This is a genomic window from Streptomyces sp. CNS606, assembly GCF_000426325.1.
Genome location: NZ_AUFD01000013.1, coordinates 37,050 through 60,117 on the forward strand (window position 1 = coordinate 37,050; position 23,068 = coordinate 60,117).

Genomic DNA, 23,068 nt, shown 5'->3' on the forward strand with positions numbered 1-23,068 from the left:
ACCGGGCCGGTGCGACACGTCGGCCCGCTCCGGCGCTAGCCTCCCCGACATGGCCCGTCATGTCGCTGTCGTCACCGACTCCACGGCGTACCTGCCCCCGGAGCTGCTGGAGAAGCACCACATCACCGCGGTACCGCTGACGGTCGTCCTCGACGGGGAGGCGCTGGAGGAGGGCACCGAGATCTCGGCGCCCGCCCTCGCGGAGGCCCTGCGCAAGCACCGGCCGGTCACCACCTCCCGGCCCAGCCCGGAGACCTTCGCCGCCACCTACCGCGCCCTCGCCGAGTCCCAGCCCGGGCTGGACGGCATCGTGTCGCTCCACCTGTCCGCGGAGGTCTCGGGCACCTACGACGCGGCCGTGCTGGCCGCCCGGGACGCGCCGGTGCCGGTGCGCGTGGTCGACACCGGCATGGTCGCGATGGCGCTGGGCTTCTGCGCCCTGGCCGCGGCCGAGACCGCCGAGGCGGGCGGGACACCGGACGACGCGGCGGCGGCTGCCGAGAAGCGCGCCGAGGGGACGGCGGCGTACTTCTACGTCGACACGCTCGACTACCTGCGGCGCGGCGGCCGCATCGGCGCCGCGCAGGCGCTGTTCGGGTCCGCGCTGGCCGTCAAGCCGCTGCTGGAGCTGGCGGACGGCCGCATCGGCATGCTGGAGAAGGTGCGCACCGCGTCCCGGGCCATCGCCCGGCTCGAGGAGATCGCCGTCGAGCACTCGGCGGACGCCCAGGTCGACATGGCCGTCCACCACCTGGCGGCACCCGAACGCGCCGACCAGCTCGCCCAGCGGCTCCGCGAGCGCGTCCCGGGCCTGACCGACCTGCACGTCAGCGAGGTGGGCGCGGTGATCGGCGCCCACACCGGCCCCGGCCTCCTCGGCGTCGTACTCTCCCGCCGCTGAAGGGCCTGCCGGTCCGTCGGCTTGTCCGTCTGCGTGCCTGTCCGTCTGATGGCCTGCCCTGCCGCAAGGACTGCTGACACGTCTGTGTCGTGCGTCCCGCCGTCTTGGGATGCACCCGCAGGGGTGGCGAAGTTGTCCACAACTGGGGTGTCATCCACCGGAATCGGCCGTATCCGTCGCGAACGTCCCGCGCCTTCTAGCGTCCTGTGGCATGACGACTCGAAGCCGCCACGACACCCGCGGTCCGGGGCGAGGGGGCCGGCACCGCTCGCGTGCCGGCGGCCGCTCCGGACCACCGCACCCCACCGACCCGTCCGTCCGCCGCCGCGCGGACGCCCTGCTGTCGCCGATCGGCGGCAGGCCGCTGCGCGAGGTGCCCTCGCCGAGGAAGCCCCCGGACGACGCCCCGCCACCGCCGTGGCCCGCGCGCTCCCGGGCATGCCGGGGTGCCCGCGTCGTCCGACGGGCGACCACCGCCACCTCCACGCCACCCGGTAGCGGGGCTGATGCTCTCGCGTCCCCGTTGCCCCGGCCCGTCGCAATCGCCGTCGCCCGTGCGGCCGTGGCCGCCGCCCGGGAGCGCGGCCGTCCCCCGGAACCGCCGGCCCGGCCCGACGCCGCTCCACCCGTCGCCCCGAGCGCCGGTCCGCACGCCACGGACGCGGGCCCGCCGACCCGGCGTGCCGCGCCCGACCGTTCCGGGGCCGACGACTCGGAGGTTCCGGAGGTCCCGGAGACCGTATCTCCGTCGTTCGCGGGGCGGTTGCGGGAGGCGCTTCTCGAACGTCTCCCGCTGTGGGTGCAACTCCGCTGCGCCGTCGAGCCCAAGACGCTCGCCGCACTGGGGCTCGTGCTCCTCGTCGCCCTCGGCTTCGCCGTCCACCACTTCCTCTCCGGCCGCCCCCAGACCGTCGCCGCACCGCGAGCCGCCGCCGCAGCCGAGCCGTTGCCGCCGCCGTCCGCCTCACCGGACGCGGCGTCCTCCGGCGTCGGCGGCCCGGTCGTCGTGGACGTCGCGGGAGACGTCCGGGAGCCCGGGGTCCACCGGCTGCCGCGAGGGTCGCGCGTCGCGGACGCCCTGAAGGCGGCCGGGGGAGTCCGGCCGGGCACCGACCCGAAGCAGCTCGGCGGGCTCAACCAGGCGCGACGGCTGGTCGACGGCGAGCAGATCCTGGTCGGCGAGCCCGCCGCGCGCGCCGTGGGCGGGCCGGTGCCCGCTCCCGCGGCCGGTGTGCCCCCGGGCGCAGGCGCGACACCCGCCCGCATCAGCCTGAGTTCCGCCACCACCGAACAACTGGAGACGCTGCCCGGGGTCGGCCCCGTGCTGGCCGGCCACATCGTCGACTACCGGACCGAGCACGGGGGTTTCACCTCGATCGACCAGCTCCGCGAGGTGGACGGCATCGGCCCCGCCCGCTTCGCGGACCTCCGGCCCCGGGTCGGGCCGTGACGCGGGGACCCACCGCCGGCACCGCCCGCAGTCCCGCGCACAGGGCGTCCCGCAACCCACTGGGTGCCGCGGACCCCCGCCAGGAGGGCCCACCCGACCTCCGGCTCCTGCCACCCGCCCTCGCCGCATGGGCGGCAGTCGCCCTCGCCCCGGCACTCCCCGGCTCTGCGACCGCGCTCGGCGCCGCCGCCCTCTGCGGACTCCTCGCCACCGTCCTCCTCCGTCCGCGCCGCCGCCTGGCCACCCCGCACCGGCACCTGCGTCACGGCAACCGGCTCGCCCTGGCCCTCACCCTGGTCTGCGCGGCGGCCGGAGCCGCCTCCGCCACGCTCCACACCGCGGACGCCCGACGCGGCCCCGTCCCCGAGCTGGCGGCCGACTACTCCCACGCCACCGTCGAGTTGACGGTGACCGGAGACCCGCACCGCACGGACGCCCGGGTCCACGGCACCCGGCGCGTCCCCGGCGTCCTCGTCGTGCCGGTCGACGTCACCCGGGTGTCGGCCCCCGCTGTGCCCGACCCCGTCGCCGTGCGGACTCCGGCGCTCCTGCTGGTCGACGGCGACGACGGCGCCGCCTCCGGCTGGCGTCGCCTGCTGCCCTCCACCGGCCTCCGCGCCGAGGTGCGTCTGGCCCCGCCGCGCGCGTCGGCGGGCGGGCGGGACATCGCGGCCGTCCTCCGCACGGGCGGCTCCGAACCACCCACCGTCGTACGGCCGCCGACCGCCCTGCAACGCTTCGCCGACGACCTGCGCGCAGGTCTCCGCCGCGCCACGGACCCTCTCGACCCCGACCCCCGGGCGCTGCTTCCCGGCCTCGTCGTCGGCGACACCTCCCGCATCCCCGACGACCTGGACGCCGCCTTCCACGCCACCGACATGCTGCACCTGCTCGCCGTCAGCGGAGGAAACCTGACCGTCCTGCTGGTCCTGCTCATCGGACCGCCGGGCAGAGCCGGCCTCGCGGAACGTCGCGGCCTCGCGCCCCGGCTCGGCATCCCGCTGCGGGTCACCGCCGTACTCGCCGCTCTGGTCGTCCTCGGGTTCGTCCTCGTGTGCCGTCCCCAGCCCAGCGTGATGCGGGCCGCCGCCTGCGGCCTGATCACCATCCTGGCCATCGGCACCGGCCGCCGGCGTTCCCTGCTTCCCGCCCTCGCCGCCGCAGTCCTCCTCCTCGTGCTCCACGACCCGGGGCTCGCGCGCGATCCCGGTTTCCTGCTCTCCGTTCTCGCGACCGGCTCGCTCCTGACCCTCGCCCCACGCTGGAGCCGCGCGCTGCGTCGCCGCGGAGTCCCGGGCCGGCCGGCCGAAGCCCTCGCCGCGGCCGCCGCCGCACAGGCGGTCTGCGCGCCCGTCGTCGCCGTGCTCGCCGCCCACGTCAGCCTGGTCGCCGTTCCCTGCAACCTGCTCGCCGAGTTCGTCGTCGCTCCCGCCACGGTCCTCGGCTTCGCGGCGCTCCTGACCGCGCCGCTCTCGCCCACCCTCGCCGAAGGGCTGGCCTGGCTCGGCGGCTGGCCGACCGCAGCGATCGCCCGCATCGCCCGGACCGGCGCGTCCGTGCCCGGCGCCACCGTCCCCTGGCCGGACACCTGGCCGGGAGCGCTCCTCCTGGGCCTGCTCGTCCTCGCCCTCGCGGTCCTGGCACGCCGCCTGCCGGGCCGTCCCTGGCTCTGCGCCGCCGTCGCCCTGCTCCTCCTGGCGGCGCTCGCCCGCCCCGCCCCGCTCACCCGCAGCCTGTCCGGATGGCCGCCGCCGCACTGGCGGCTGGTGGTGTGCGACGTGGGCCAGGGGGACGCCGTCGTACTCGCGGCGGGCGACGGGACCGCCGTCCTCGTCGACGCCGGACCGGACCCCGACGCGGTCGACGCCTGCCTGACCACGCTCGGCGTGACCGCCATCCCGCTCCTCGTCCTGACCCACTTCCACGCCGACCACGTCGCCGGTCTTCCCGGCGCGCTGCGCGGCCGCGAGGTCGGCGCCATCCAGGCCACCCATGTGCAGCAACCCGCCGGCCAGGCCGCGTTCGTGCACCGCGTCGCGGGACGGGCGGGAGTGCCGCTGGTGCGTGCCCCGGCGGGCGAGCGACGCACCCTCGGCGCGCTCTCCTGGGAGGTGCTGTGGCCACTCGCGGGGCCGCGGCACACCGGCCCCCCGGCAGAGGGGGAGGACGAGGACGCGGCCAACAACGCCAGCGTCACGCTGCTGGTCCGCGTCGCCGGGCTCACGGTCCTGCTCCCCGGCGACCTCGAACCCCCGGCCCAGCGCCGCCTGCTGGAGACACGCCCCGGCCTCGGCCCGGTGGACGTCCTCAAGGTCGCCCACCACGGCTCCGCCCACCAGGACCCGGCGCTCCTCGCCCGCCTCGACCCGCAGGTCGCCCTGGTGTCCGCCGGCGCCGGGAACCCGTACGGCCACCCCGCGCCGCAGACTCTCCGGCTGCTGCACCGCCACGGCGCCCTGGTGCGCCGCACGGACACCGCCGGGGCGCTCGCCGTCGCCGTCATGCCGGACGGCACCCCGTCCGTCACCTCGGCCCGCGCACCTCCGGTGCGGTCAGCCCGCCGGGACCGTCCACACGCCGCCGCGCATCAGGTGGCGCCCCGTCAGCTCGTGCTCGCCGTGGAACGCCTGCACGTCCGTGGGGGTGATGCGGAAGTACAGATAGGGCGAGCCGGGCCGCTTGGCGCGGCGCGGGTCCCAGCCGCAGCGCGCGGCGAACGCGTGGGCGTCCGCCGGGTCCACCTCGTCCAGCGAGAACGCCTCCACGGACCCGTCGATGAGCACCACGTCCCGGGTGTCGCCGAACGAGATCCGGACCGCGGACGTCTCCAGAAGGTTGCGCCCGGTGGGGTTGGCGCCCCGCGTGGACAGCCACACCGCCGCACCGTCCCAGTGCACGGACAGCGGCACCAGGCACGGCACGCCCTCTGAGCCGGCCGTGGCCACCCAGACGTCCTCCTCCGTGCGCAGACGTTCCAGGACCGCCTCTCTGCGCTGGTGGGCCGGGCGGGGTGCGGGGCGTGTCGTCGTCATGACCGGCACCGTAGGGATGGCGTGTGCCGCGCCACATCGGGCGGCGGCCCGAGCCGCTCTCCGCCCCGGGGCCTACTCCCGTTCGCGCCAGCCCTCGTACTCCTCGGCGAGCAGGGCCAGCGCCTCCGCGTCGTAGGAGCCGTCGCCGTCCTCCAGGACGACCAGCCACTGGGCGTCCTCCGCGTCGTCCTCGCCCGCCAGCGCCTCCCGCACGAGCTGCGGCTCGTCCGGGCCGGCACCGAAGTGCTCGGTCAGTGCGTCGGCGACCTCCTCGGCGGCGTCGCGGTCGGGAAGGACCAGGATGTGTCGTACGTGCTGCGTCACCCGGCCATTGTCCGGGTACCGGGGAACGCCGGAGAGGAGGGGCGGGCGCTGTCGGTGGGGCGTGGGATGCTGGTGCGCGATGGCCGGTACCCGTAAGAAGACGTCCGAAGACCCGCTCGCGCCCGTCACGGTGGCCGTGGGGCAGGAGGAACTGCTCCTCGACCGCGCCGTGCAGCAGGTGGTTGCTGCGGCCCGCGCCGCCGACCCCGACACCGACGTGCGCGATCTGGCGTCCCCCGAACTCCAGCCGGGCACGCTGGCGGAGCTGACGAGCCCGTCGCTGTTCGCCGAGCGCAAGGTCGTGGTGGTGCGGTCCGCGCAGGACCTGGCGGCGGACAGCGTCAAGGACGTCAAGGCGTACCTCGCCTCGCCGGCCGAGGAGATCACCCTCGTTCTGCTGCACGCGGGCGGCCCCAAGGGGAAGGGCCTGCTGGACGCCGCCCGCAAGGTCGGCGCTCGCGAGGTGGCCTGCGCGAAGCTCACCAAGCCGGCCGACCGACTCGCCTTCGTCCGTGCCGAGTTCCGTACCGCCGGCCGTTCGGCGACGCCGGAGGCGTGCCAGGCGCTGGTCGACGCGATCGGCAGCGACCTGCGCGAGCTGGCCTCCGCCTGCGCGCAGCTGGCCGCCGATGTCGAGGGCGCCATCGACGACGCGGTCGTCGCCCGCTACTACACCGGCCGCGCGGAGGCGTCCAGCTTCACCGTGGCCGACCGTGCGGTCGAGGGACGCACGGCGGAGGCGCTGGAGGCGCTGCGCTGGTCGCTGGCGACCGGCGTGGCCCCGGTGCTGATCAGCAGCGCCCTCGCACAGGGTGTGCGGTCGATCGGCAAGCTGGCGTCGGCGCCGCGCGGCATGCGCCCCGGTGACCTCGCCCGCGAGCTGGGCATGCCGCCGTGGAAGATCGACCGGGTGCGCCAGCAGATGCGCGGCTGGTCCGCGGACGGCGTCTCCTCGGCGCTGCGCGTCGTCGCCGCGGCCGACGCGGGGGTGAAGGGCGGCGGCGACGACCCGGATTACGCCCTGGAACAGGCCGTCATCGCCGTCTCCCGCGCCGCCCGCTCCCGCTGACACCGCGGCGGAGGCCGTTCCCCCGCCGGCCCGCGGTCGTCCCGTCGGCCCCCGCGCACGCCGAAGCCCCCGGCCGCGGCCTGGGGAAAGGCCGTGCGCGGGGGCTTCGGTGCGATCTTTGTGGTGCGCCGCACCCGCGTGGCGAACGCAGGCCGCGTGCGGCGCGGTGCCGAGTCTCGGTTCCGGTACGCGGCGGAGTGAGAGGGCCCGCCGGGGCCGTACCGGTCCGTCGAAGCGGTCCGACCGAGAAGAGGTCAGCCCTTGAGGGAGGCGACCTTCTGCGCGAGCGCCGACTTCTTGTTGGCGGCGTTGTTCTTGTGCAGGACACCCTTGCTGGCGGCCTTGTCGAGCTTGCGCGAGGCGACGCGGGCGGCCTCGGTGGCCTTCTCGAGGTCACCGGCGGCCACGGCCTCGCGGGTGCGACGGATCGCGGTCTTCAGCTCGGACTTGACCGCCTTGTTGCGCTGGCGGGCCTTCTCGTTGGTCTTGATCCGCTTGATCTGGGACTTGATGTTCGCCACGAATGAGCCTTTGCGGGTTCAGTACGGTCTTCTGGGTGTGTCCGGACGTGCACGAGCGTGCACGCAGGCACAGCGGCCCAGGCTACCAGCAGCGGCCCGGCCCGCCGAATCGCCCTGAGCCGTGCGCTCGCCGGGTCCGCGTACGGGCGCGTACGGCCGCCGGTGCCGTCCGCACGGCATGTGCATGGGACGATGGGGGCGACTAGCGTTCTCCGAAGCGACGAAGCCGACTCTTATCCAGACCCGACAGGACCCTGCGTGCCCGCGACCCCATCGAACGTGCCGGAGCCGAGCCGTACCGACCCGGCGCTGATCCGCAACTTCTGCATCATCGCGCACATCGACCACGGCAAGTCGACGCTCGCCGACCGCATGCTCCAGCTGACGGGCATCGTCGAGGAGCGCCAGATGCGCGCCCAGTACCTCGACCGGATGGACATCGAGCGTGAGCGCGGCATCACGATCAAGTCCCAGGCCGTACGGCTGCCGTGGAAGCCGACGGAGGAGGCGGACGCAGCCGCCGTCCCGCACATCCTGAACATGATCGACACCCCGGGCCACGTCGACTTCACCTATGAGGTGTCCCGTTCCCTCGCCGCCTGTGAGGGCTGCGTTCTGCTGGTCGACGCCGCCCAGGGCATCGAGGCCCAGACTCTCGCCAACCTCTACCTGGCGATGGAGCACGACCTCACGATCATCCCGGTGCTCAACAAGATCGACCTGCCCGCCGCGCAGCCGGAGAAGTTCGCGGCCGAGCTGGCGCACCTCATCGGCTGTGAGCCCGAGGACGTACTCAAGGTCTCCGCGAAGACCGGCGAGGGCGTCGGGGACCTGCTGGACGAGGTCGTGCGCCAGGTGCCGGCCCCGGTCGGCGTGGCGGACGCGCCCGCCCGCGCGATGATCTTCGACTCCGTCTACGACGCCTACCGCGGCGTCGTCACCTACGTGAAGGTCGTCGACGGCAAGCTCGGACGGCGCGAGCGCATCCGGATGATGTCCACCGGCGCGACCCACGAGCTGCTGGAGATCGGGACGAACGCGCCGGAGATGACGGCGGCCGACGGCCTCGGCGTCGGCGAGGTCGGTTACCTGATCACCGGTGTGAAGGACGTCCGCCAGTCGAAGGTCGGCGACACCGTCACCCAGCAGCACAAGGGCGCCGAGGAGCCGCTGGCGGGCTACAAGGACCCCAAGCCGATGGTGTTCTCCGGCCTGTACCCGCTGGACGGTTCGGACTACCCGGAACTGCGCGAGGCCCTGCACAAGTTGCAGCTCAACGACGCCGCGCTGAGCTTCGAGCCGGAGACCTCCGCTGCGCTCGGCTTCGGTTTCCGCGTGGGCTTCCTGGGGCTGCTGCACCTGGAGGTGATCCGGGAGCGGCTGGAGCGCGAGTTCAACCTCGACCTGATCGCCACCGCGCCCAACGTGATCTACCAGGTGCGGATGGAGGACGGCACCGAGCACACCGTCACCAACCCCACCGAGTTCCCCGCCGGCAAGATCGCCGAGGTGGAGGAGCCGATGGTCAGGGCCACGCTGCTGGCCCCCAGCGAGTTCGTCGGGGCGATCATGGAGTTGTGCCAGGCGCGGCGCGGCAACCTCCAGGGCATGGACTACCTCTCCGAGGACCGCGTCGAACTGCGCTACACGCTGCCGCTGGCCGAGATCGTCTTCGACTTCTTCGATGCGCTGAAGTCCAAGACCCGCGGCTACGCCTCGCTCGACTACGAGCCGACCGGCGAGCAGGTCGCCGACCTGGTGAAGGTCGACATCCTCCTGCAGGGCGACAAGGTCGACGCCTTCTCCGCGATCGTGCACAAGGACAAGGCGTACTCCTACGGCGTGCGCATGGCGACCAAGCTGCGGGAGCTGATCCCGCGCCAGCAGTTCGAGGTGCCCATCCAGGCGGCCGTCGGCTCCCGGGTGATCGCCCGTGAGACGGTGCGCGCCATCCGCAAGGACGTTCTCGCCAAGTGCTACGGCGGTGACATCTCCCGTAAGCGGAAGCTGCTGGAGAAGCAGAAGGAGGGCAAGAAGCGGATGAAGGTCGTGGGCCGGGTCGAGGTCCCGCAGGAGGCCTTCATCGCCGCCCTGTCCTCCGACGAGAGCGGCGACTCCAAGGCGAAGAAGTAGCCGCGCGCGCCGGTCGTGGGACCGGCGCCGCCCGTTCCCCTTCACGGCGTGCCTCCGGGCACGCCGTGAAGCGTGTGGCGATCATGTGAGAGCCCGCCCGTTCCGCCGCGCCCTCGGTCACGCTCCGGTATCGACACGGCCCCGGACCCCTTACGCGGGAGGTCCGTGGCGCTTAGTCTGAGCGCGTCTCCCCGGTTACTCGCGAGTCACAAGGGAGAGTCACCGAGCATGTACTTCACGCGCGCCCGGAGGATGTCGTGAGCGACACACAGCCCTTGATCGAGAACCGGCCGCCCTCCGTGGCGACGCTCTTCCTGGAGCGGGTGCAGGCCACCCCGGACGCGGAGGCGTACCGCTACCCCGTGCCGTCCGCCGACGGCGGCCCGGACGAGTGGCGGTCCTACAGCTGGGGCGAGGCGGCCGACCGCGTCTTCTCCGTCGCCGCCGGCCTGGCGGCCCTCGGTGTGCGCCCCGAGGAGCGCGTCGCGATCGCCTCCAACACCCGCGTGGACTGGATCCTGAGCGACCTCGCGATCCTCTGCTCCGGCGCGGCCACCACCACCGTCTACCCGAGCACGAACGCGGAGGAGACGGCGTACATCCTCGCCGACTCCTCCAGCCGCGTGCTGATCGCCGAGGACGCCTCCCAGCTCGCCAAGGCGCGGGAGAAGCGGAGCGAACTGCCCGAGCTGAGCCACGTCGTGGTGATCGAGGAGGCGGACGCCGTGTCCGCCGAGGGCGACCCGGAGGACTGGGTCCTCTCCCTCTCCGAACTCGCCCGTCGCGGACGCGCCTACCTGGACACCCACCCCGAGTGTGTCAAGGAGACGGTCGCCGCGCTGCGCGCCGACCAGCTCGCCACCCTCATCTACACCTCCGGCACCACCGGCAAGCCCAAGGGCGTACGGCTGCCGCACGACTGCTGGTCGTACATGGCCAAGGCGATCGCTCAGACGGGGTTGGTCACCCGGGACGACGTGCAGTACCTGTGGCTGCCGTTGGCGCACGTCTTCGGCAAGGTGCTGACCGCCGCGCAGGTCGAGGTCGGTCACGTCACGGCCGTCGACGGACGGATCGACAAGATCATCGAGAACCTGCCTGTGGTGCAGCCCAGCTACATGGCCGCCGTGCCGCGCATCTTCGAGAAGGTCTACAACGGCGTGGCCGCCAAGGCGAAGGCCGGCAGCCCCGTCAAGTACAGGATCTTCCTGTGGGCCGCCGGCGTGGCCCGTGAGTACGGCAAGGTCACCCAGGACAACTTCCGCCGCACCGGCGTCGCCTCCGCCCCGGCGGGCCTGAAGGCGAAGCACGCGGTCGCCGACAAGCTGGTCTACGCCAAGATCCGGGAGGCGTTCGGCGGCAACCTGCGCGCCTGCATCTCCGGCTCGGCCGCCCTCGCCCCCGACATCGGCTACTTCTTCTCCGGCGCCGGGATCCACATCCTCGAGGGCTACGGCCTCACCGAGTCCAGCGCGGCCAGCTTCGTCAACCCCGGCGAGGCCTACCGCACGGGCACCGTCGGCAAGCCGCTGCCCGGCACCGAGGTCCGCATCGCCGACGACGGCGAGATCCTGCTGCGCGGCCCCGGCATCATGGAGGGCTACCACCAGCTGCCCGACAAGACCGCCGAGGTGCTGGAGGAGGACGGCTGGTTCCACACCGGCGACATCGGCGAACTCTCCACCGACGGCTACCTGCGCATCACCGACCGCAAGAAGGACCTGATCAAGACCTCCGGCGGCAAGTACATCGCGCCCGCCGAGGTCGAGGGCCAGTTCAAGGCGATCTGCCCGTACGTCTCCAACATCCTGGTGCACGGCGCCGACCGGAACTTCTGCACGGCCCTCATCGCCCTCGACGAGGTGTCCCTGATGCAGTGGGCCGGCGATCAGGACGGGCTGAAGGACAGGCCGTACACCGAGGTCGTCGCCTCCGAGCAGGTCCGGAAGATGGTCGAGGACTACGTCGAGCAGCTCAACTCCGGCCTCCAGCGCTGGCAGACGATCAAGAAGTTCCGCATCCTGCCGCGGGACCTGGACGTCGAGCACGGCGAGCTGACGCCCAGCCTCAAGCTGAAGCGGCCCGCCGTGGAGCGTGAGTTCGGTCACCTCATCGAGGAGATGTACGCCGGGTCTCGCGAGGTCTGACCCGGCCCGCCCCGGCGGGCGGCACGGGCTCGGGGACGGGAACGCGGCGCGGGCGGGCCACAATGGCCCCATGCCCTCCGCACTCCCCGACGGCGAGCCCGTGCCGCACGACGGCACGCTGCCGGCCTCCGCGACCGCCGGTGCGGCCGACCGTCCGCTCGGCTTCTACCTGCACGTCCCGTACTGCGCGACCCGCTGCGGCTACTGCGACTTCAACACCTACACCGCGAACGAGCTGCGTGGCTCCGGCGGCGCCCTGGCCTCCCGCGAGAACTACGCCGACACCCTCGCCGAGGAGATCCGCCTCGCGCGCAAGGTGCTCGGCGACGACCCCCGCCCCGCGGAGACCGTCTTCGTCGGCGGCGGCACGCCCACGCTTCTCCCGGCCGCCGACCTGGGCCGGATGCTGGCGGCGGTCCGGGACGCATTCGGCCTCGCCGACGGCGCGGAGATCACCACCGAGGCCAACCCGGAGTCGGTCGACGCCCGCTACCTCGCGGAACTGCGGGAGGCCGGCTTCAACCGGATCTCCTTCGGCATGCAGAGCGCGCGGCAGCACGTGCTGCGCGTCCTGGACCGCAGCCACACCCCGGGCCGTCCGGAGGCGTGCGTCGCCGAGGCCCGCACCGCCGGGTTCGACCACGTCAACCTCGACCTGATCTACGGCACGCCGGGCGAGACCGACGACGACTGGCGGGCCTCCCTGGACGCGGCGATCGGTGCCGGACCCGACCACGTGTCGGCGTACGCGCTCATCGTCGAGGAGGGTACGCAGCTCGCCCGCCGGATCCGGCGCGGCGAGGTGCCGACGACCGACGACGACGTGCACGCCGACCGCTACCTCATCGCCGAGGAGGCGCTGACGGCAGCCGGGTTCGCGTGGTACGAGGTCTCCAACTGGGCGGCCTCGGAGCCCGGGAGGTGCCGCCACAACGAGCTGTACTGGACCGGTGCCGACTGGTGGGGTGCGGGCCCCGGCGCGCACAGCCACGTCGGCGGCGTGCGCTGGTGGAACGTGAAGCACCCCGGCGCGTACGCCCAGGCGCTGGGGGAGTCCCGGTCGCCCGGTGCGGGGCGCGAAGTGCTCGACGCGGAGGACCGGCGCGTCGAACGCATCCTGCTGGAGCTGCGGCTCGCGGCGGGGTGCCCGCTCGGACTCCTCACCCCCGCCGGGCTCGCCGGCGCGCGCCGCGCGCTGGACGACGGCCTCCTCCAGCCCGGCCCCTACGCCGCCGGCAGCGCCGTCCTCACCCTCCGGGGGCGCCTCCTCGCGGACGCGGTCGTCCGCGCCCTCACGGACTGACCCCTCGGGCCGGGCGGGCAGCCTCCCCCGCTGCCCGCTGCCCGCTGCCCGCTGCCCGCTGCCCGCTGCCCGCTCGCCCGGAGCGGGAGGCGTCCGCACCGCGCCTCCCGCACGGCGGACGCCTCCCGCCCGGCGTGGCGGCGGTCGGTCGTGGCGTGGGCGAGGTGCCCAGGAGTCACCCGGACGGCCGGGGCGAGGTGCCCCACGCCCCGGGCCGGGCGAGCATGCCAGACATGGGCCGACAGACCGCCGGCACGCCCTCCGAGGCACGCCGTACCGGGAGCCTGGGGCTGACCCTGGCCGCCATGCTCTTCGCCGTGTCGATGACCTTCATCGACCAGACGATCGTGGCCATCGCGGCCCCCGAGATCTCCGACGAGCTGGCGCTGTCGTCGTCCGGCGTGCAGTGGATCGTCAACGCCTACCTGCTCTCCCTCGCAGCCTTCTTCGCGCTCGGCGGCAGGCTGTCCGACCTCTACGGCCACCGCCGCGTCATGCTGATCGGCACGGTCCTGTTCGTCGTCTCCTCGGCGCTGTGCGGCTTCGTCCCCGACGACTCCTTCGCCCAGGCGTGGCTGGTGTGCTTCCGTGCCACGCAGGGGCTGGGCGCGGCGCTGATGTTCCCGGCCGCCCTCGCGGTCGTGGTCGCCGTCTTCCCCCTGGAGCGCCGAGGCAGCGCGCTCGCGCTGTTCTTCGGGCTGTCCGGCGGCCTGACCGCCGTGGGCCCGATCCTCGGCGGCTGGCTGACCTCGTGGACGTGGCGGGCGATCTTCTGGGTGAACATCCCCGTCGCCGTGATCGCCATCGTGCTCACGCTGCTCGCCCGCATCCGCGACGAGCCGCGTCGCGAGACCCTCGACGTGACTGGCGCCGTCCTCGTGGCCGCGGGCATGGGCCTGAGCGTCCTGGGGCTGATGCAGGCGTCCGCGTGGGGCTGGAGCAGCGTCGCCACCTGGGCGTGCATCGCCGGCGGGCTGCTGATCCTGGCGCTGTTCGTCCGCGTGGAGCTGCGCACCACGCGTCATCCGCTCATCACCATGGCGGTGTTCCGCGACCGGGCGTTCGTCGCGGACAACCTGGTGCTGTTCTTTGCGATGACCGCGTTCGTGCCGGTCTTCTTCTTCGCCTCGGTCTACGCGCAGGTGTCACTCAGTGCGTCGCCGAACGAGGCGGGGATCTACATGCTGGTGTTCTTCGCCGGTTTCGGCGTGGCGTCGCAGCTGGGCGGCCGGATGCTCGACACCCGGGGCGCCAAGCACCCCATGCTTCTGGGGACCGCGCTGGGCGCCGCCGGGTTCGCGCTGTGGGCGCACCGTGCGACCGAGCTGTCGCTGAACGACCAGTGGCCGTACATCGTGATGGCCGGCGCCGGCATCGGGTTCCTGCTGTCGCCCGCTTCGACGGACGCCGTGAACCGCGCCCTCTCCGCCTCGTACGGCGAGGTCACCGGCATCACGCAGACCCTGCGCAACTTCGCGGCCGCCGTCGGGCTCGCGGTCTTCGGCACGGTGCTCACCCATGTCACGACGGACCGGGTGCTGGACACCTTCGAGCGCCGCGGTTTCACGGGGGAGCGGTCCGCCGAGGTCGCGCGCCGCGTGGCGGAGTCCGTCACGGGCCACGGCGACGAGTCGGAGCCCGGCGGCAGCGGTCCGGTGTCGTCGTTCATGCGGGAGACGATGGACGCCGTGCGCATGGACTTCGCCGAGGCCACCCAGGTCGTGTTCGCCTGCATGGCCGGGGCGATGGCTCTCGCCTTCGTCTGCGCCCACCTGCATCCCGGTGGCCGGGTCGGTGACCGCGAGGACCCCACCCGTCACTCGAACAAGTGAACCGACCGGTGCGCCTACCTGCTGGCCGACCCGCTGCCCGGCTGCTGCGTGCTGTTCACCGAACCGGCGGGCGAGGGTGAGGCGGCCGACGGCCGACTACGGTTCCGGACCCTGACGTGAGCCGGTCACGTCAGGTGGGTCAGCCGCCGTTCGGGCCGCCCACGGTGACGTGGTCGATGAGGTGTTCCACCGGGCCGAGCAGGCCCGGGTCCAGGTCGCGGTAGGAGTGGACGGCGCCGAGGATGCGCCGCCACGCGGCCCCGGTGTTCGCCGGCCAACCCAGCGCCTCGCACACGCCCGTCTTCCAGTCCTGCCCGCGGGGCACCCGCGGCCAGGCGTCGATGCCGAGCGCCGCGGGCTTGACCGCCTCCCAGATGTCGACGAACGGGTGGCCCACCACCAGCACCCGTTCCGCGCCCCACGTCGCGGTCACGTCCGCCGCGATCCGGGACTCCTTCGACCCGGGCACCAGGTGGTCGACGAGCACGCCCAGCCGTGCGTCGGAGGTGGGGTCGAAGAGGTCCACCACCCCCGCCAGGTGGTCGACGCCCTCCAGGTACTCGACCACCACGCCCTCGACGCGCAGGTCGTCGCCCCAGACCTTCTCCACCAGTTCCGCGTCGTGCCGCCCCTCCACATAGAGCCGTCCCGCCCGTGCGACGCGGGCCCGTGCGCCCGGCACGGCGACCGAGCCGGAGGCCGTGCGCCCGGCGGCGGCAGGCGCCGCGGGGGCGACGGACGCGGGCCGCACCAGGGTGACGACCTCCCCGTCCAGCAGGAAGCCGCGCGGCTCCATCGGGAACACGCGGTGCTTGCCGAACCGGTCCTCCAGCGTCACCGTCGGCCCCTGCGCCGTCTTCTCGCACCGGACCACCGCGCCGCAGAAGCCGGTCGCGGCCTCCTCGACGACGAGGTCCGGGTCGGCGGGCACCTCGGGCACCGCGGCCGTGCGGCGCTTCCAGGGCGGGGTGAGGTCGGGGTCGTACCGGCGACTGCGCATCCGCCCATTCTGGCCGCAGGCGTCACGGCCGGGCGAAACGCCGTGCCAGTGCGTCACGTTGGGCGCGGACGAACGCCGCGTCGACCACCGCGCCGTGCCCCGGCACGTACACGGCGTCCTCGCCGCCGAGGGACAGCAGCCGGTCCAGCGCGGCGGGCCAGCGGGCCGGCAGGGCGTCCGGCCCGGCCTGCGGTTCTCCGGACTCCTCCACCAGGTCGCCGCAGAACACCACCTCCCGCGCGCCGGGCTCGCGCCCCGGCACCAGTACGGCCAGGTCGTGGCCGGTGTGGCCGGGCCCCACGTTGGCGAGCAGCACCTGTCGTCCGCCGCCGAGGGACAGTGTCAGTTCGCCGCTCACCGCGTGCTGGGGCAGCACCAGGGCGTCCGCAGCCTGCGCGGCGGCGGCCGGGTCCAGGCCGTGCCGCACCGCGTCCCGCTGGATCGCCTCCCGGTCGTGCCGCAGGACGCGCTCCAGCCCCACCGCGCCGTACACCTGCACGCCCGCGAAGGCGGCGGTGCCCAGCACGTGGTCGAAGTGCGCGTGGGTGAGTGCGACCCGGGTCACCGGCAGCCCGAGCCGTTCACGCACCGCCGTACGGACCGCCGCGCCCTCGGCCAGACAGGATCCGGTGTCGACCACGAGCGCCCCGTCCGCAGCGGCCACGGCGCCCACCGTGGCGTCCCACCGCGGCAGCCGCGCGCGCAGCACGCCCGGCGCGAGCTCTTCCCAACCGATGTCCATGTCTCCCGACGCTAACGGGGCGTACCCCGCGTCCTCGCGCCGACCCGCTCCGACCGCCACGGAATCGCTACCGACCCGCAGTGGAGCCGCCCTTGCCCCGGCCACGTCCCCCGGCCGTACACTTGCTGGGAAACCGCTGGCACTCGACCAAGGAGAGTGCCAGGCCAGCAGCGGCCGGGCAGCACGGCGGACGGCCCTGGGACGGAGGTGTGCGCGTGCTCAGTGAACGCAGACTCGAGGTGCTGCGCGCCATCGTCCAGGACTACGTCGGCACCGAGGAGCCCGTCGGCTCGAAGGCGCTCACGGAGCGACACAACCTGAAGGTCTCCCCGGCGACCGTGCGCAACGACATGTCGGCGCTCGAGGACGAGGGCTACATCGCGCAGCCGCACACCAGCGCCGGACGCATCCCCACCGACAAGGGCTACCGGCTCTTCGTCGACCAGCTGGCGGGCGTCAAGCCGCTGTCCTCGCCGGAGCGCCGCGCGATCCACAACTTCCTCGACGGCGCCGTCGACCTGGACGACGTCGTCGGCCGCACGGTGCGGCTGCTCGCGCAGCTCACCCGGCAGGTCGCGGTGGTGCAGTACCCGTCGCTGACCCGCTCGACGGTGCGGCACGTGGAGCTGCTGGCCCTCGCGCCGGCCCGCCTGATGCTGGTGCTGATCACCGACACCGGACGCGTCGAGCAGCGCATGGTCGACTGCCCCGCGCCGATCGGCGAGAACACCGTCGCCGACCTGCGCGCACGGCTCAACGGCCGCACCGCCGGCCAGCGCTTCACCGACGTGCCCCGGCTGGTGCAGGACCTCCCCGACTCCTTCGACGCGGACGACCGCGGCACCGTCTCCACCGTTCTCGCCACCCTGCTGGAGACGCTGGTCGAGGAGACCGAGGAGCGGCTGATGATCGGCGGCACCGCCAATCTCACCCGCTTCGGCCACGACTTCCCGCTCACCATCCGGCCCGTGCTGGAGGCGCTGGAGGAGCAGGTCGTCCTGCTGAAGCTGCTCGGCGAGGCCACCGACTCGGGCATGACCGTGCGAATCGGTCACGAGAACGCTCACGAGGGGCTGAGTTCCACATCCGTGGTTTCGGTCGGTTACGGTTCGGGCGACGAGGCGGTCGCCAAGCTCGGCGTGGTGGGGCCGACCCGGATGGACTACCCCGGAACGATGGGAGCGGTACGCGCAGTGGCACGTTACGTCGGACAGATCCTGGCGGAGAGCTAAGTGGCGACGGACTACTACTCCGTCCTCGGCGTGCAGCGCGACGCCTCGCAGGACGAGATCAAGAAGGCCTTCCGCAGGCTGGCGCGCGAACTGCACCCGGACGTGAACCCGGACCCGAAGACGCAGGACCGGTTCAAGGAGATCAACACCGCGTACGAGGTGCTCTCCGACCCGCAGAAGAAGCAGGTCTACGACCTCGGCGGCGACCCCGCGGGTCCCGGCGGCGGCGCGGGCGGCTTCGGCGGCGGCGGCTTCGGCAACTTCTCCGACATCATGGACGCCTTCTTCGGCACGGCGTCCCAGCGGGGCCCGCGCTCGCGTACCCGGCGCGGCCAGGACGCGATGATCCGGTTGGACATCGACCTGAACGAGGCCGCGTTCGGCACCACCAAGGAGATCCAGGTCGACACCGCCACCGTGTGCGGCAGCTGCTCCGGTGAGGGCGCCGCACCGGGCACGTCGGCGCAGACCTGCGACATGTGCCGCGGACGCGGCGAGGTCTCGCAGGTGACCCGCTCCTTCCTCGGCCAGGTCATGACCTCGCGCCCGTGCCCGCAGTGCCAGGGCTTCGGCACGGTCGTGCCCACGCCGTGCCCCGAGTGCGCCGGCGACGGCCGGGTGCGCTCGCGGCGGACCCTCACGGTCAAGATCCCGGCCGGCGTCGACAACGGCACGCGCATCCAGCTCGCCGGCGAGGGCGAGGTCGGCCCGGGCGGCGGTCCGGCGGGCGACCTCTACGTCGAGATCCACGAGACCCCGCACTCCACCTTCCAGCGCCGCGGCGACGACCTGCACTGCACGGTCACCATCCCCATGACGGCCGCCGCTCTGGGCACGAAGGTGCCGCTGAAGACGCTGGACGGCATGGAGGAGGTCGACATCCGGCCCGGCACGCAGTCCGGCCAGTCGATCCCGCTGCACGAGCGCGGCATCACGCACCTGCGCGGCGGCGGCCGCGGCCAGCTCATCGTCCACGTCGAGGTGACGACGCCGAGCAAGCTGGACCCGGAGCAGGAGGACCTGCTGCGGCGCCTGGCGACGCTGCGCGGGGAGGAGCGGCCCCAGGGCCAGTTCCAGCCGGGGCAGCAGGGCCTCTTCCACCGCCTCAAGGACGCGTTCAACGGCCGCTGACCCCCGCCGGGCCCGCCTGCGCGGCGTGCCTTCCGCGCGCTGCGCACGGTGCCGGGGTGCGGTGCCGCGCCGTACCGTTGCGCGGCAGCCGCGGGGTCCGCGCGTCGTTGTCCGGCGGCGTCTCGCGGTGGTGGGCGTCTGAGCCGTCCGCCGCGGTGACCCGCCGGGGCGGCCGTGCCGCGCGGCGACCGCGGAACGGCTGCGGCCCCCGCCGGGGGCGGCGTACGGGGCGTGACAGGATGGTCACATGGCCCCCGACCTCGACCTCGCCCTCCTCCGTCACCCGGTCGTTCAGGCACCCATGGCGGGCGGCGCCTCCACCCCGGAACTCGCCGCCGCCGTCAGCGAGGCCGGCGGCCTCGGCATGCTCGCCGCCGGCTACAAGACGCCGGAGGCCATGTACGAGGAGACGCGCCACCTGCGCCGGCTCACTCCCCGCCCCTTCGGCGTGAACCTCTTCCTGCCCCAGACGCCGGCCGCCGAGGCGGCGGCGCTCGCCGCCTACCGCGACCGGCTCGCCCCCGAGGCCGCCCGCTACGACGCCGAACTCGGCGACACCGACGTGGGCGGGAGCGACGCCTACGACGCGAAGGTCGCGGTCCTCCTCCAACACCCCGTGCCGCTGGTGTCGTTCACCTTCGGCTGCCCCGAGGAGCGCGTGCTGCGCCGCTTCGCGGAGGCGGGCACGTCGACGGTCGTCACGGTCACCTCCGTGGACGAGGCGCTCACCGCCCAGGACCGCGGCGCCGCCGCCGTGTGCGTGCAGGGCGCGGAGGCCGGCGGCCACCAGGGCACCCACCACGACGACCCGGCGGAGGAGGGCGGCTGCCGCGCGACCGGACTGCTGACGCTGCTCGCCCTCGTCGGCGAGGCGGTGCGCCTGCCGCTGGTCGCCGCCGGCGGGCTGATGCGCGGGTCGCAGATCGCCGCGGTGCTGGCTGCCGGTGCGAGCGCCGCCCAGCTCGGCACCGCGTTCCTGGTGTGCCCCGAGTCCGGTGCGCACGCCGAGCACAAGCGGGCGCTGACGGACCCGCTGTACGACCGCACGGAGCTGACCCGCGCCTTCTCCGGGCGGCCGGCACGCGCCCTGGTCAACCGCTTCGTGCGCGAGCACGGTCCGCACGCTCCCGCCGCCTACCCGGACGTCCACCACCTCACCGCCGGCCTGCGCCGTGCCGCCGCGAAGGCCGGCGACCCGCAGGGGCTGGCGCTGTGGGCGGGCCAGGGCCACCGGCTGGCCCGTACGATGCCCGCCGCGCGGCTCGTCGAGGTGCTCGCCGGTGAACTGGCCTTCGCCCGCGCCGCGTCGACGGGACGGGAGGTGGAGGCGTGACCGCTCCCGTGTTCCTGCTCGACGGGCCGGACGCGCCGCCCCTCACCGGGGCCGGCAGCGTGTGGCTGACGGGTCCGGAGGGTCGGCACGCCGTCTCCGTGCGGCGCATGCGCGTGGGCGAGTCGATCGTCCTCACCGACGGCGCGGGCACCGGTGCCCACGGCACGGTCGCCGCCGTCGAGGGCAAGGACCGGCTGGAGGTCGCCGTCACCGACGTCCGGTCCGAGCCCGTACCCCGTCCCCGGATCACCGTCGTGCAGGCGCTGCCCAAGGGCGACCGGGGCGAGCTGGCCGTGGAGACGATGACGGAGACCGGCGTGGACGTGATCGTGCCGTGGGCGGCGTCCCGGTGCATCACGCAGTGGCGCGGCGAACGCGCCGCCAAGTCGCTGGCGAAGTGGCGTGCCACCGCTCGCGAGGCGGGCAAGCAGTCCCGGCGCCTGCGGTTTCCGCACGTCGCCGAACCGGCCACGACCGCGCAGGTGGCGCCGCTGCTGTCCGGTGCCGCGTTCGCCGCCGTGCTGCACGAGGAGGGCGCCGCGCCGCTGGCCACCGCTCCGCTCCCGGTGGACGGGGACGTCGTGCTGGTCGTCGGCCCCGAGGGCGGCGTCTCCCCGGAGGAGCTGGCCGCGTTCGCGGAGGCGGGCGCCGAGCCGTACCGGCTGGGCCGCACGGTGCTGCGCACCTCCACGGCGGGCACCGCCGCGGCCTCCCTGCTGCTGACCCGCACCGGCCGCTGGTCCTGACGGCCCGCGCCGGGTCGCGATGATTTCGCCCGGTGCGAGGAGTCGTCCCCTGTGAGAGCACCCCGTCCCGCAGGAGGTCCGCCATGCCCCTCGTCCCCGCGCCCGAGATCGACGTCCGGTTCGGCGCGCCGGAAGCCGTCGCCACACCGTGGGCGGAGGTCGCCCGGACGCTCCGGGAGGCCGAGCTGTACTGGCTGACCACCGTCCGGCGGGACGGCCGCCCGCACGTGACGCCGTTGATCGGCGTGACCGGGGGCGCCGGGCAGGAGATCCACTTCTGCACCGGCCTGCGCGAACAGAAGGCCCGCAACCTCGGGCACGGCCGCCGGGTCGCGCTGACCACCGGCGCGAACGCCTGGAACCGCGGCCTCGACGTCGTCGTCGAGGGCGTCGCCGTCCCCGTCACCGGCCGCGCCGCACTCCGGGAGATCGCCGACGCCTACGAGGCGAAGTACGGCGACGACTGGCACTTCGACGTCGGCGACGGGGTGTTCGGCTCCGGCGACGACGCGGCCGCCGTGTTCCGCGTCGAGCCCGTCAAGGTGCTCGCGTTCGCCAAGGACCCGCACGGCCAGACCCGTTACCGCTTCCCGGCCCCCGCCTGACATCCGTCAGAGCATCGCCCGCGCCGGACACCCATGGGCGTGCAGCGGCCGCACGAGCGGCCCGCACACGCATGCGCGCGACCCTGCCGGGGCGTGCGCACGTCCCGGCAGCCGCCCGGGCGGTACGATCCGCTGGGTACACCGACGACGCACAGCCGGAGGCGCCACCGTGGCGGGAGAACCGCAGGCCGACTGCCTGTTCTGCAAGATCGTCGCGGGGGACGTCCCCGCGACCGTCGTACGCGACACGGAGACGACTCTCGCCTTCCGCGACATCAACCCGCAGGCCCCCACCCACGTTCTGGTGATCCCGAAGGCGCACCACCAGGACGCCGTCACACTGGCGGTGGAGGCGCCGCAGATCGCCGCCGACGTGCTGCGCGAAGCGGCCGCGGTCGCCGAGGAGGAGGGCATCGCGGTCGCCGAGGGCGGCCCGGGCACGGGCTACCGCGTCGTCTTCAACACCGGCACGGGTGCCGGCCAGACCGTCTTCCACGCGCACGCCCACGTGCTCGGCGGCCGCGGCCTCAACTGGCCGCCCGGCTGAGCCGCCCACGCCCGCCCGGCTGAGCCGCCCACGCCGCCCGCCGCCGCCCGCCCCGACAGGACCCGGCCATGTCCGTCCGCGAACTCGTCGTCCTCGGCACCGCCAGCCAGGTGCCGACCCGGCACCGCAACCACAACGGCTATCTGCTGCGCTGGGACGGCGAGGGCCTGCTCTTCGACCCGGGCGAGGGCACCCAGCGGCAGATGCTGTACGCCGGGGTCGCCGCACACGACGTCGACCGCATCTGCGTCACCCACTTCCACGGCGACCACTCCCTCGGCCTCGCGGGGGTCCTGCAGCGCATCAACCTCGACCGGGTGCCGCACCCGGTGACCGCCCACTACCCGGCGTCCGGCACGCACTTCTTCGACCGGCTGCGTCACGCCACCGCCTACCGGGAGACCGTCCCCCTGCGCACGGAGCCCGTCCCCGACGCCGAGCAGGCCGTGCTGTACGAGGGCGCCGCCTACGCCCTCACCGCGCACCGCCTCTCCCACCCCGTGGAGGCGTACGGCTACCGCCTCGCCGAGCCGGACGGGCGCCGCATGCTGCCGGAACGGCTGCGCGCGCACGGCATCACGGGCCCGGACGTGGGCCGGCTCCGGCGCGACGGTTCCCTGCGCGGCGTCACCCTGGAGGAGGTCAGCGCTCCACGCCCCGGCCAGCGGTTCGCGTTCGTCATGGACACCCGGCTCTGCGACGGCGTGTACGCGCTGGCGGAGGGCTGCGACATGCTGGTCATCGAGTCGACGTTCCTGGACGAGGACACCGCGCTCGCCGAGGAGTACGGGCACCTGACCGCCGGTCAGGCGGGCCGCGTCGCGGCGGAGTCCGGCGTGCGGCACCTGGTGCTCACGCACTTCAGCCAGCGCTACCCGGACCCCGCCGCCTTCGCCGCGCAGGCCCGCGCGGCCGGCTTCGACGGCGAACTCACCACCGCCCGCGACCTCGACCGCGTCCCCCTGCCCAAGCGCCGCGCCTGAAGCGCCCGTCCGTGCCCCGGGCCCGCGCCGCGCCGCG

General features: G+C 74.2%; 19 protein-coding genes and 1 pseudogene. 15 read left to right on the forward strand and 5 right to left on the reverse strand.

From position 1 onward, the window contains the following. Positions 1 to 49: 49 nt before the first annotated feature. The 3 genes and pseudogenes from K304_RS0110630 to K304_RS33985 all read left to right on the forward strand — a co-directional run. Positions 50 to 901: a DegV family protein gene (locus tag K304_RS0110630; protein WP_027763724.1), complete on the forward strand. Its 852-nt coding sequence runs from the start codon at positions 50 to 52 to the stop codon at positions 899 to 901. A gap of 562 nt (positions 902 to 1,463) precedes the next feature. Beyond that, positions 1,464 to 2,351 carry a ComEA family DNA-binding protein gene (locus tag K304_RS0110635; protein WP_486591629.1) on the forward strand — a complete coding sequence of 296 codons (888 nt, stop codon included), beginning with the start codon at positions 1,464 to 1,466 and terminating at the stop codon, positions 2,349 to 2,351. Positions 2,352 to 2,974: 623 nt separating this feature from the next. After that, positions 2,975 to 4,624, forward strand: a pseudogene (locus tag K304_RS33985) (ComEC/Rec2 family competence protein); the annotation flags it as partial. Between the two features lie 279 nt (positions 4,625 to 4,903). On the opposite strand, the gene K304_RS33990 reads toward K304_RS33985, so the two are convergent. Further along, complete coding sequence (locus K304_RS33990; protein WP_486591630.1) at positions 4,904 to 5,383, reverse strand: pyridoxamine 5'-phosphate oxidase family protein; 480 nt, start codon at positions 5,381 to 5,383, stop codon at positions 4,904 to 4,906. Between the two features lie 72 nt (positions 5,384 to 5,455). Further along, on the reverse strand, positions 5,456 to 5,707 hold the full coding sequence (locus K304_RS0110645; RefSeq protein WP_027763726.1) for a hypothetical protein: 252 nt from the start codon (positions 5,705 to 5,707) through the stop codon (positions 5,456 to 5,458). Positions 5,708 to 5,786: 79 nt separating this feature from the next. On the opposite strand from K304_RS0110645, the gene holA reads away from it, so the two are divergent. Continuing rightward, a complete protein-coding gene (holA, locus tag K304_RS0110650; RefSeq protein WP_037789973.1) occupies positions 5,787 to 6,776 on the forward strand; it encodes a DNA polymerase III subunit delta in 990 nt (329 codons plus the stop codon). Between the two features lie 254 nt (positions 6,777 to 7,030). Here holA and rpsT read toward each other — a convergent pair whose 3' ends face one another. After that, the gene (rpsT, locus tag K304_RS0110655; RefSeq protein ID WP_027763728.1) at positions 7,031 to 7,297 is read right to left on the reverse strand and encodes a 30S ribosomal protein S20; all 267 of its coding nucleotides are present in this window, start codon (positions 7,295 to 7,297) and stop codon (positions 7,031 to 7,033) included. Positions 7,298 to 7,555: 258 nt separating this feature from the next. Between rpsT and lepA the strand changes: the two genes are divergently transcribed. The 4 genes from lepA (at position 7,556) to K304_RS0110675 (ending at position 14,712) form a co-directional block, all read left to right on the forward strand. After that, complete coding sequence (gene lepA / locus K304_RS0110660) at positions 7,556 to 9,430, forward strand: translation elongation factor 4 (protein WP_027763729.1); 1,875 nt, start codon at positions 7,556 to 7,558, stop codon at positions 9,428 to 9,430. 257 nt (positions 9,431 to 9,687) lie between these two features. Continuing rightward, positions 9,688 to 11,577, forward strand: a complete 1,890-nt coding sequence (locus tag K304_RS0110665) for an AMP-dependent synthetase/ligase (protein ID WP_027763730.1) — start codon at positions 9,688 to 9,690, stop codon at positions 11,575 to 11,577. Positions 11,578 to 11,647: 70 nt separating this feature from the next. After that, positions 11,648 to 12,880, forward strand: a complete 1,233-nt coding sequence (hemW, locus tag K304_RS0110670; RefSeq protein WP_027763731.1) for a radical SAM family heme chaperone HemW — start codon at positions 11,648 to 11,650, stop codon at positions 12,878 to 12,880. A 233-nt stretch (positions 12,881 to 13,113) separates the two neighbouring features. Then, entirely contained in the window at positions 13,114 to 14,712 is a 1,599-nt protein-coding gene (locus K304_RS0110675) for an MFS transporter (protein WP_051308253.1), read from the forward strand. Positions 14,713 to 14,851: 139 nt separating this feature from the next. Here the strand turns inward: K304_RS0110675 and K304_RS0110680 are convergent, their stop codons facing one another. Both K304_RS0110680 and K304_RS0110685 read right to left on the reverse strand, forming a co-directional pair. Further along, on the reverse strand, positions 14,852 to 15,712 hold the full coding sequence (locus tag K304_RS0110680) for a DUF3097 domain-containing protein (protein ID WP_027763733.1): 861 nt from the start codon (positions 15,710 to 15,712) through the stop codon (positions 14,852 to 14,854). Positions 15,713 to 15,734: 22 nt separating this feature from the next. Beyond that, on the reverse strand, positions 15,735 to 16,454 hold the full coding sequence (locus tag K304_RS0110685) for an MBL fold metallo-hydrolase (RefSeq protein WP_027763734.1): 720 nt from the start codon (positions 16,452 to 16,454) through the stop codon (positions 15,735 to 15,737). Positions 16,455 to 16,669: 215 nt separating this feature from the next. Here K304_RS0110685 and hrcA point away from each other — a divergent pair, with 215 nt between their 5' ends. The 7 genes from hrcA (at position 16,670) to K304_RS0110725 (ending at position 23,031) form a co-directional block, all read left to right on the forward strand. Further along, positions 16,670 to 17,686, forward strand: a complete 1,017-nt coding sequence (hrcA, locus tag K304_RS0110690) for a heat-inducible transcriptional repressor HrcA (protein WP_027763735.1) — start codon at positions 16,670 to 16,672, stop codon at positions 17,684 to 17,686. Further along, a complete protein-coding gene (gene dnaJ, locus K304_RS0110695; protein WP_027763736.1) occupies positions 17,687 to 18,817 on the forward strand; it encodes a molecular chaperone DnaJ in 1,131 nt (376 codons plus the stop codon). It begins immediately after the preceding gene. 247 nt (positions 18,818 to 19,064) lie between these two features. Further along, positions 19,065 to 20,150 (forward strand): nitronate monooxygenase, encoded by a 1,086-nt coding sequence (locus K304_RS0110705; RefSeq protein ID WP_027763738.1) that lies wholly within the window; start codon positions 19,065 to 19,067, stop codon positions 20,148 to 20,150. After that, positions 20,147 to 20,896 carry a 16S rRNA (uracil(1498)-N(3))-methyltransferase gene (locus K304_RS0110710; protein WP_027763739.1) on the forward strand — a complete coding sequence of 250 codons (750 nt, stop codon included), beginning with the start codon at positions 20,147 to 20,149 and terminating at the stop codon, positions 20,894 to 20,896. The genes K304_RS0110705 and K304_RS0110710 overlap by 4 nt, the downstream gene beginning before the upstream one ends. Before the next feature lie 83 nt (positions 20,897 to 20,979). Further along, complete coding sequence (locus K304_RS0110715) at positions 20,980 to 21,501, forward strand: pyridoxamine 5'-phosphate oxidase family protein (protein WP_027763740.1); 522 nt, start codon at positions 20,980 to 20,982, stop codon at positions 21,499 to 21,501. Between the two features lie 169 nt (positions 21,502 to 21,670). Beyond that, complete coding sequence (locus K304_RS0110720; protein WP_027763741.1) at positions 21,671 to 22,048, forward strand: histidine triad nucleotide-binding protein; 378 nt, start codon at positions 21,671 to 21,673, stop codon at positions 22,046 to 22,048. Between the two features lie 68 nt (positions 22,049 to 22,116). Further along, on the forward strand, positions 22,117 to 23,031 hold the full coding sequence (locus K304_RS0110725) for a ribonuclease Z (protein ID WP_027763742.1): 915 nt from the start codon (positions 22,117 to 22,119) through the stop codon (positions 23,029 to 23,031). Positions 23,032 to 23,068 lie beyond the last annotated feature (37 nt).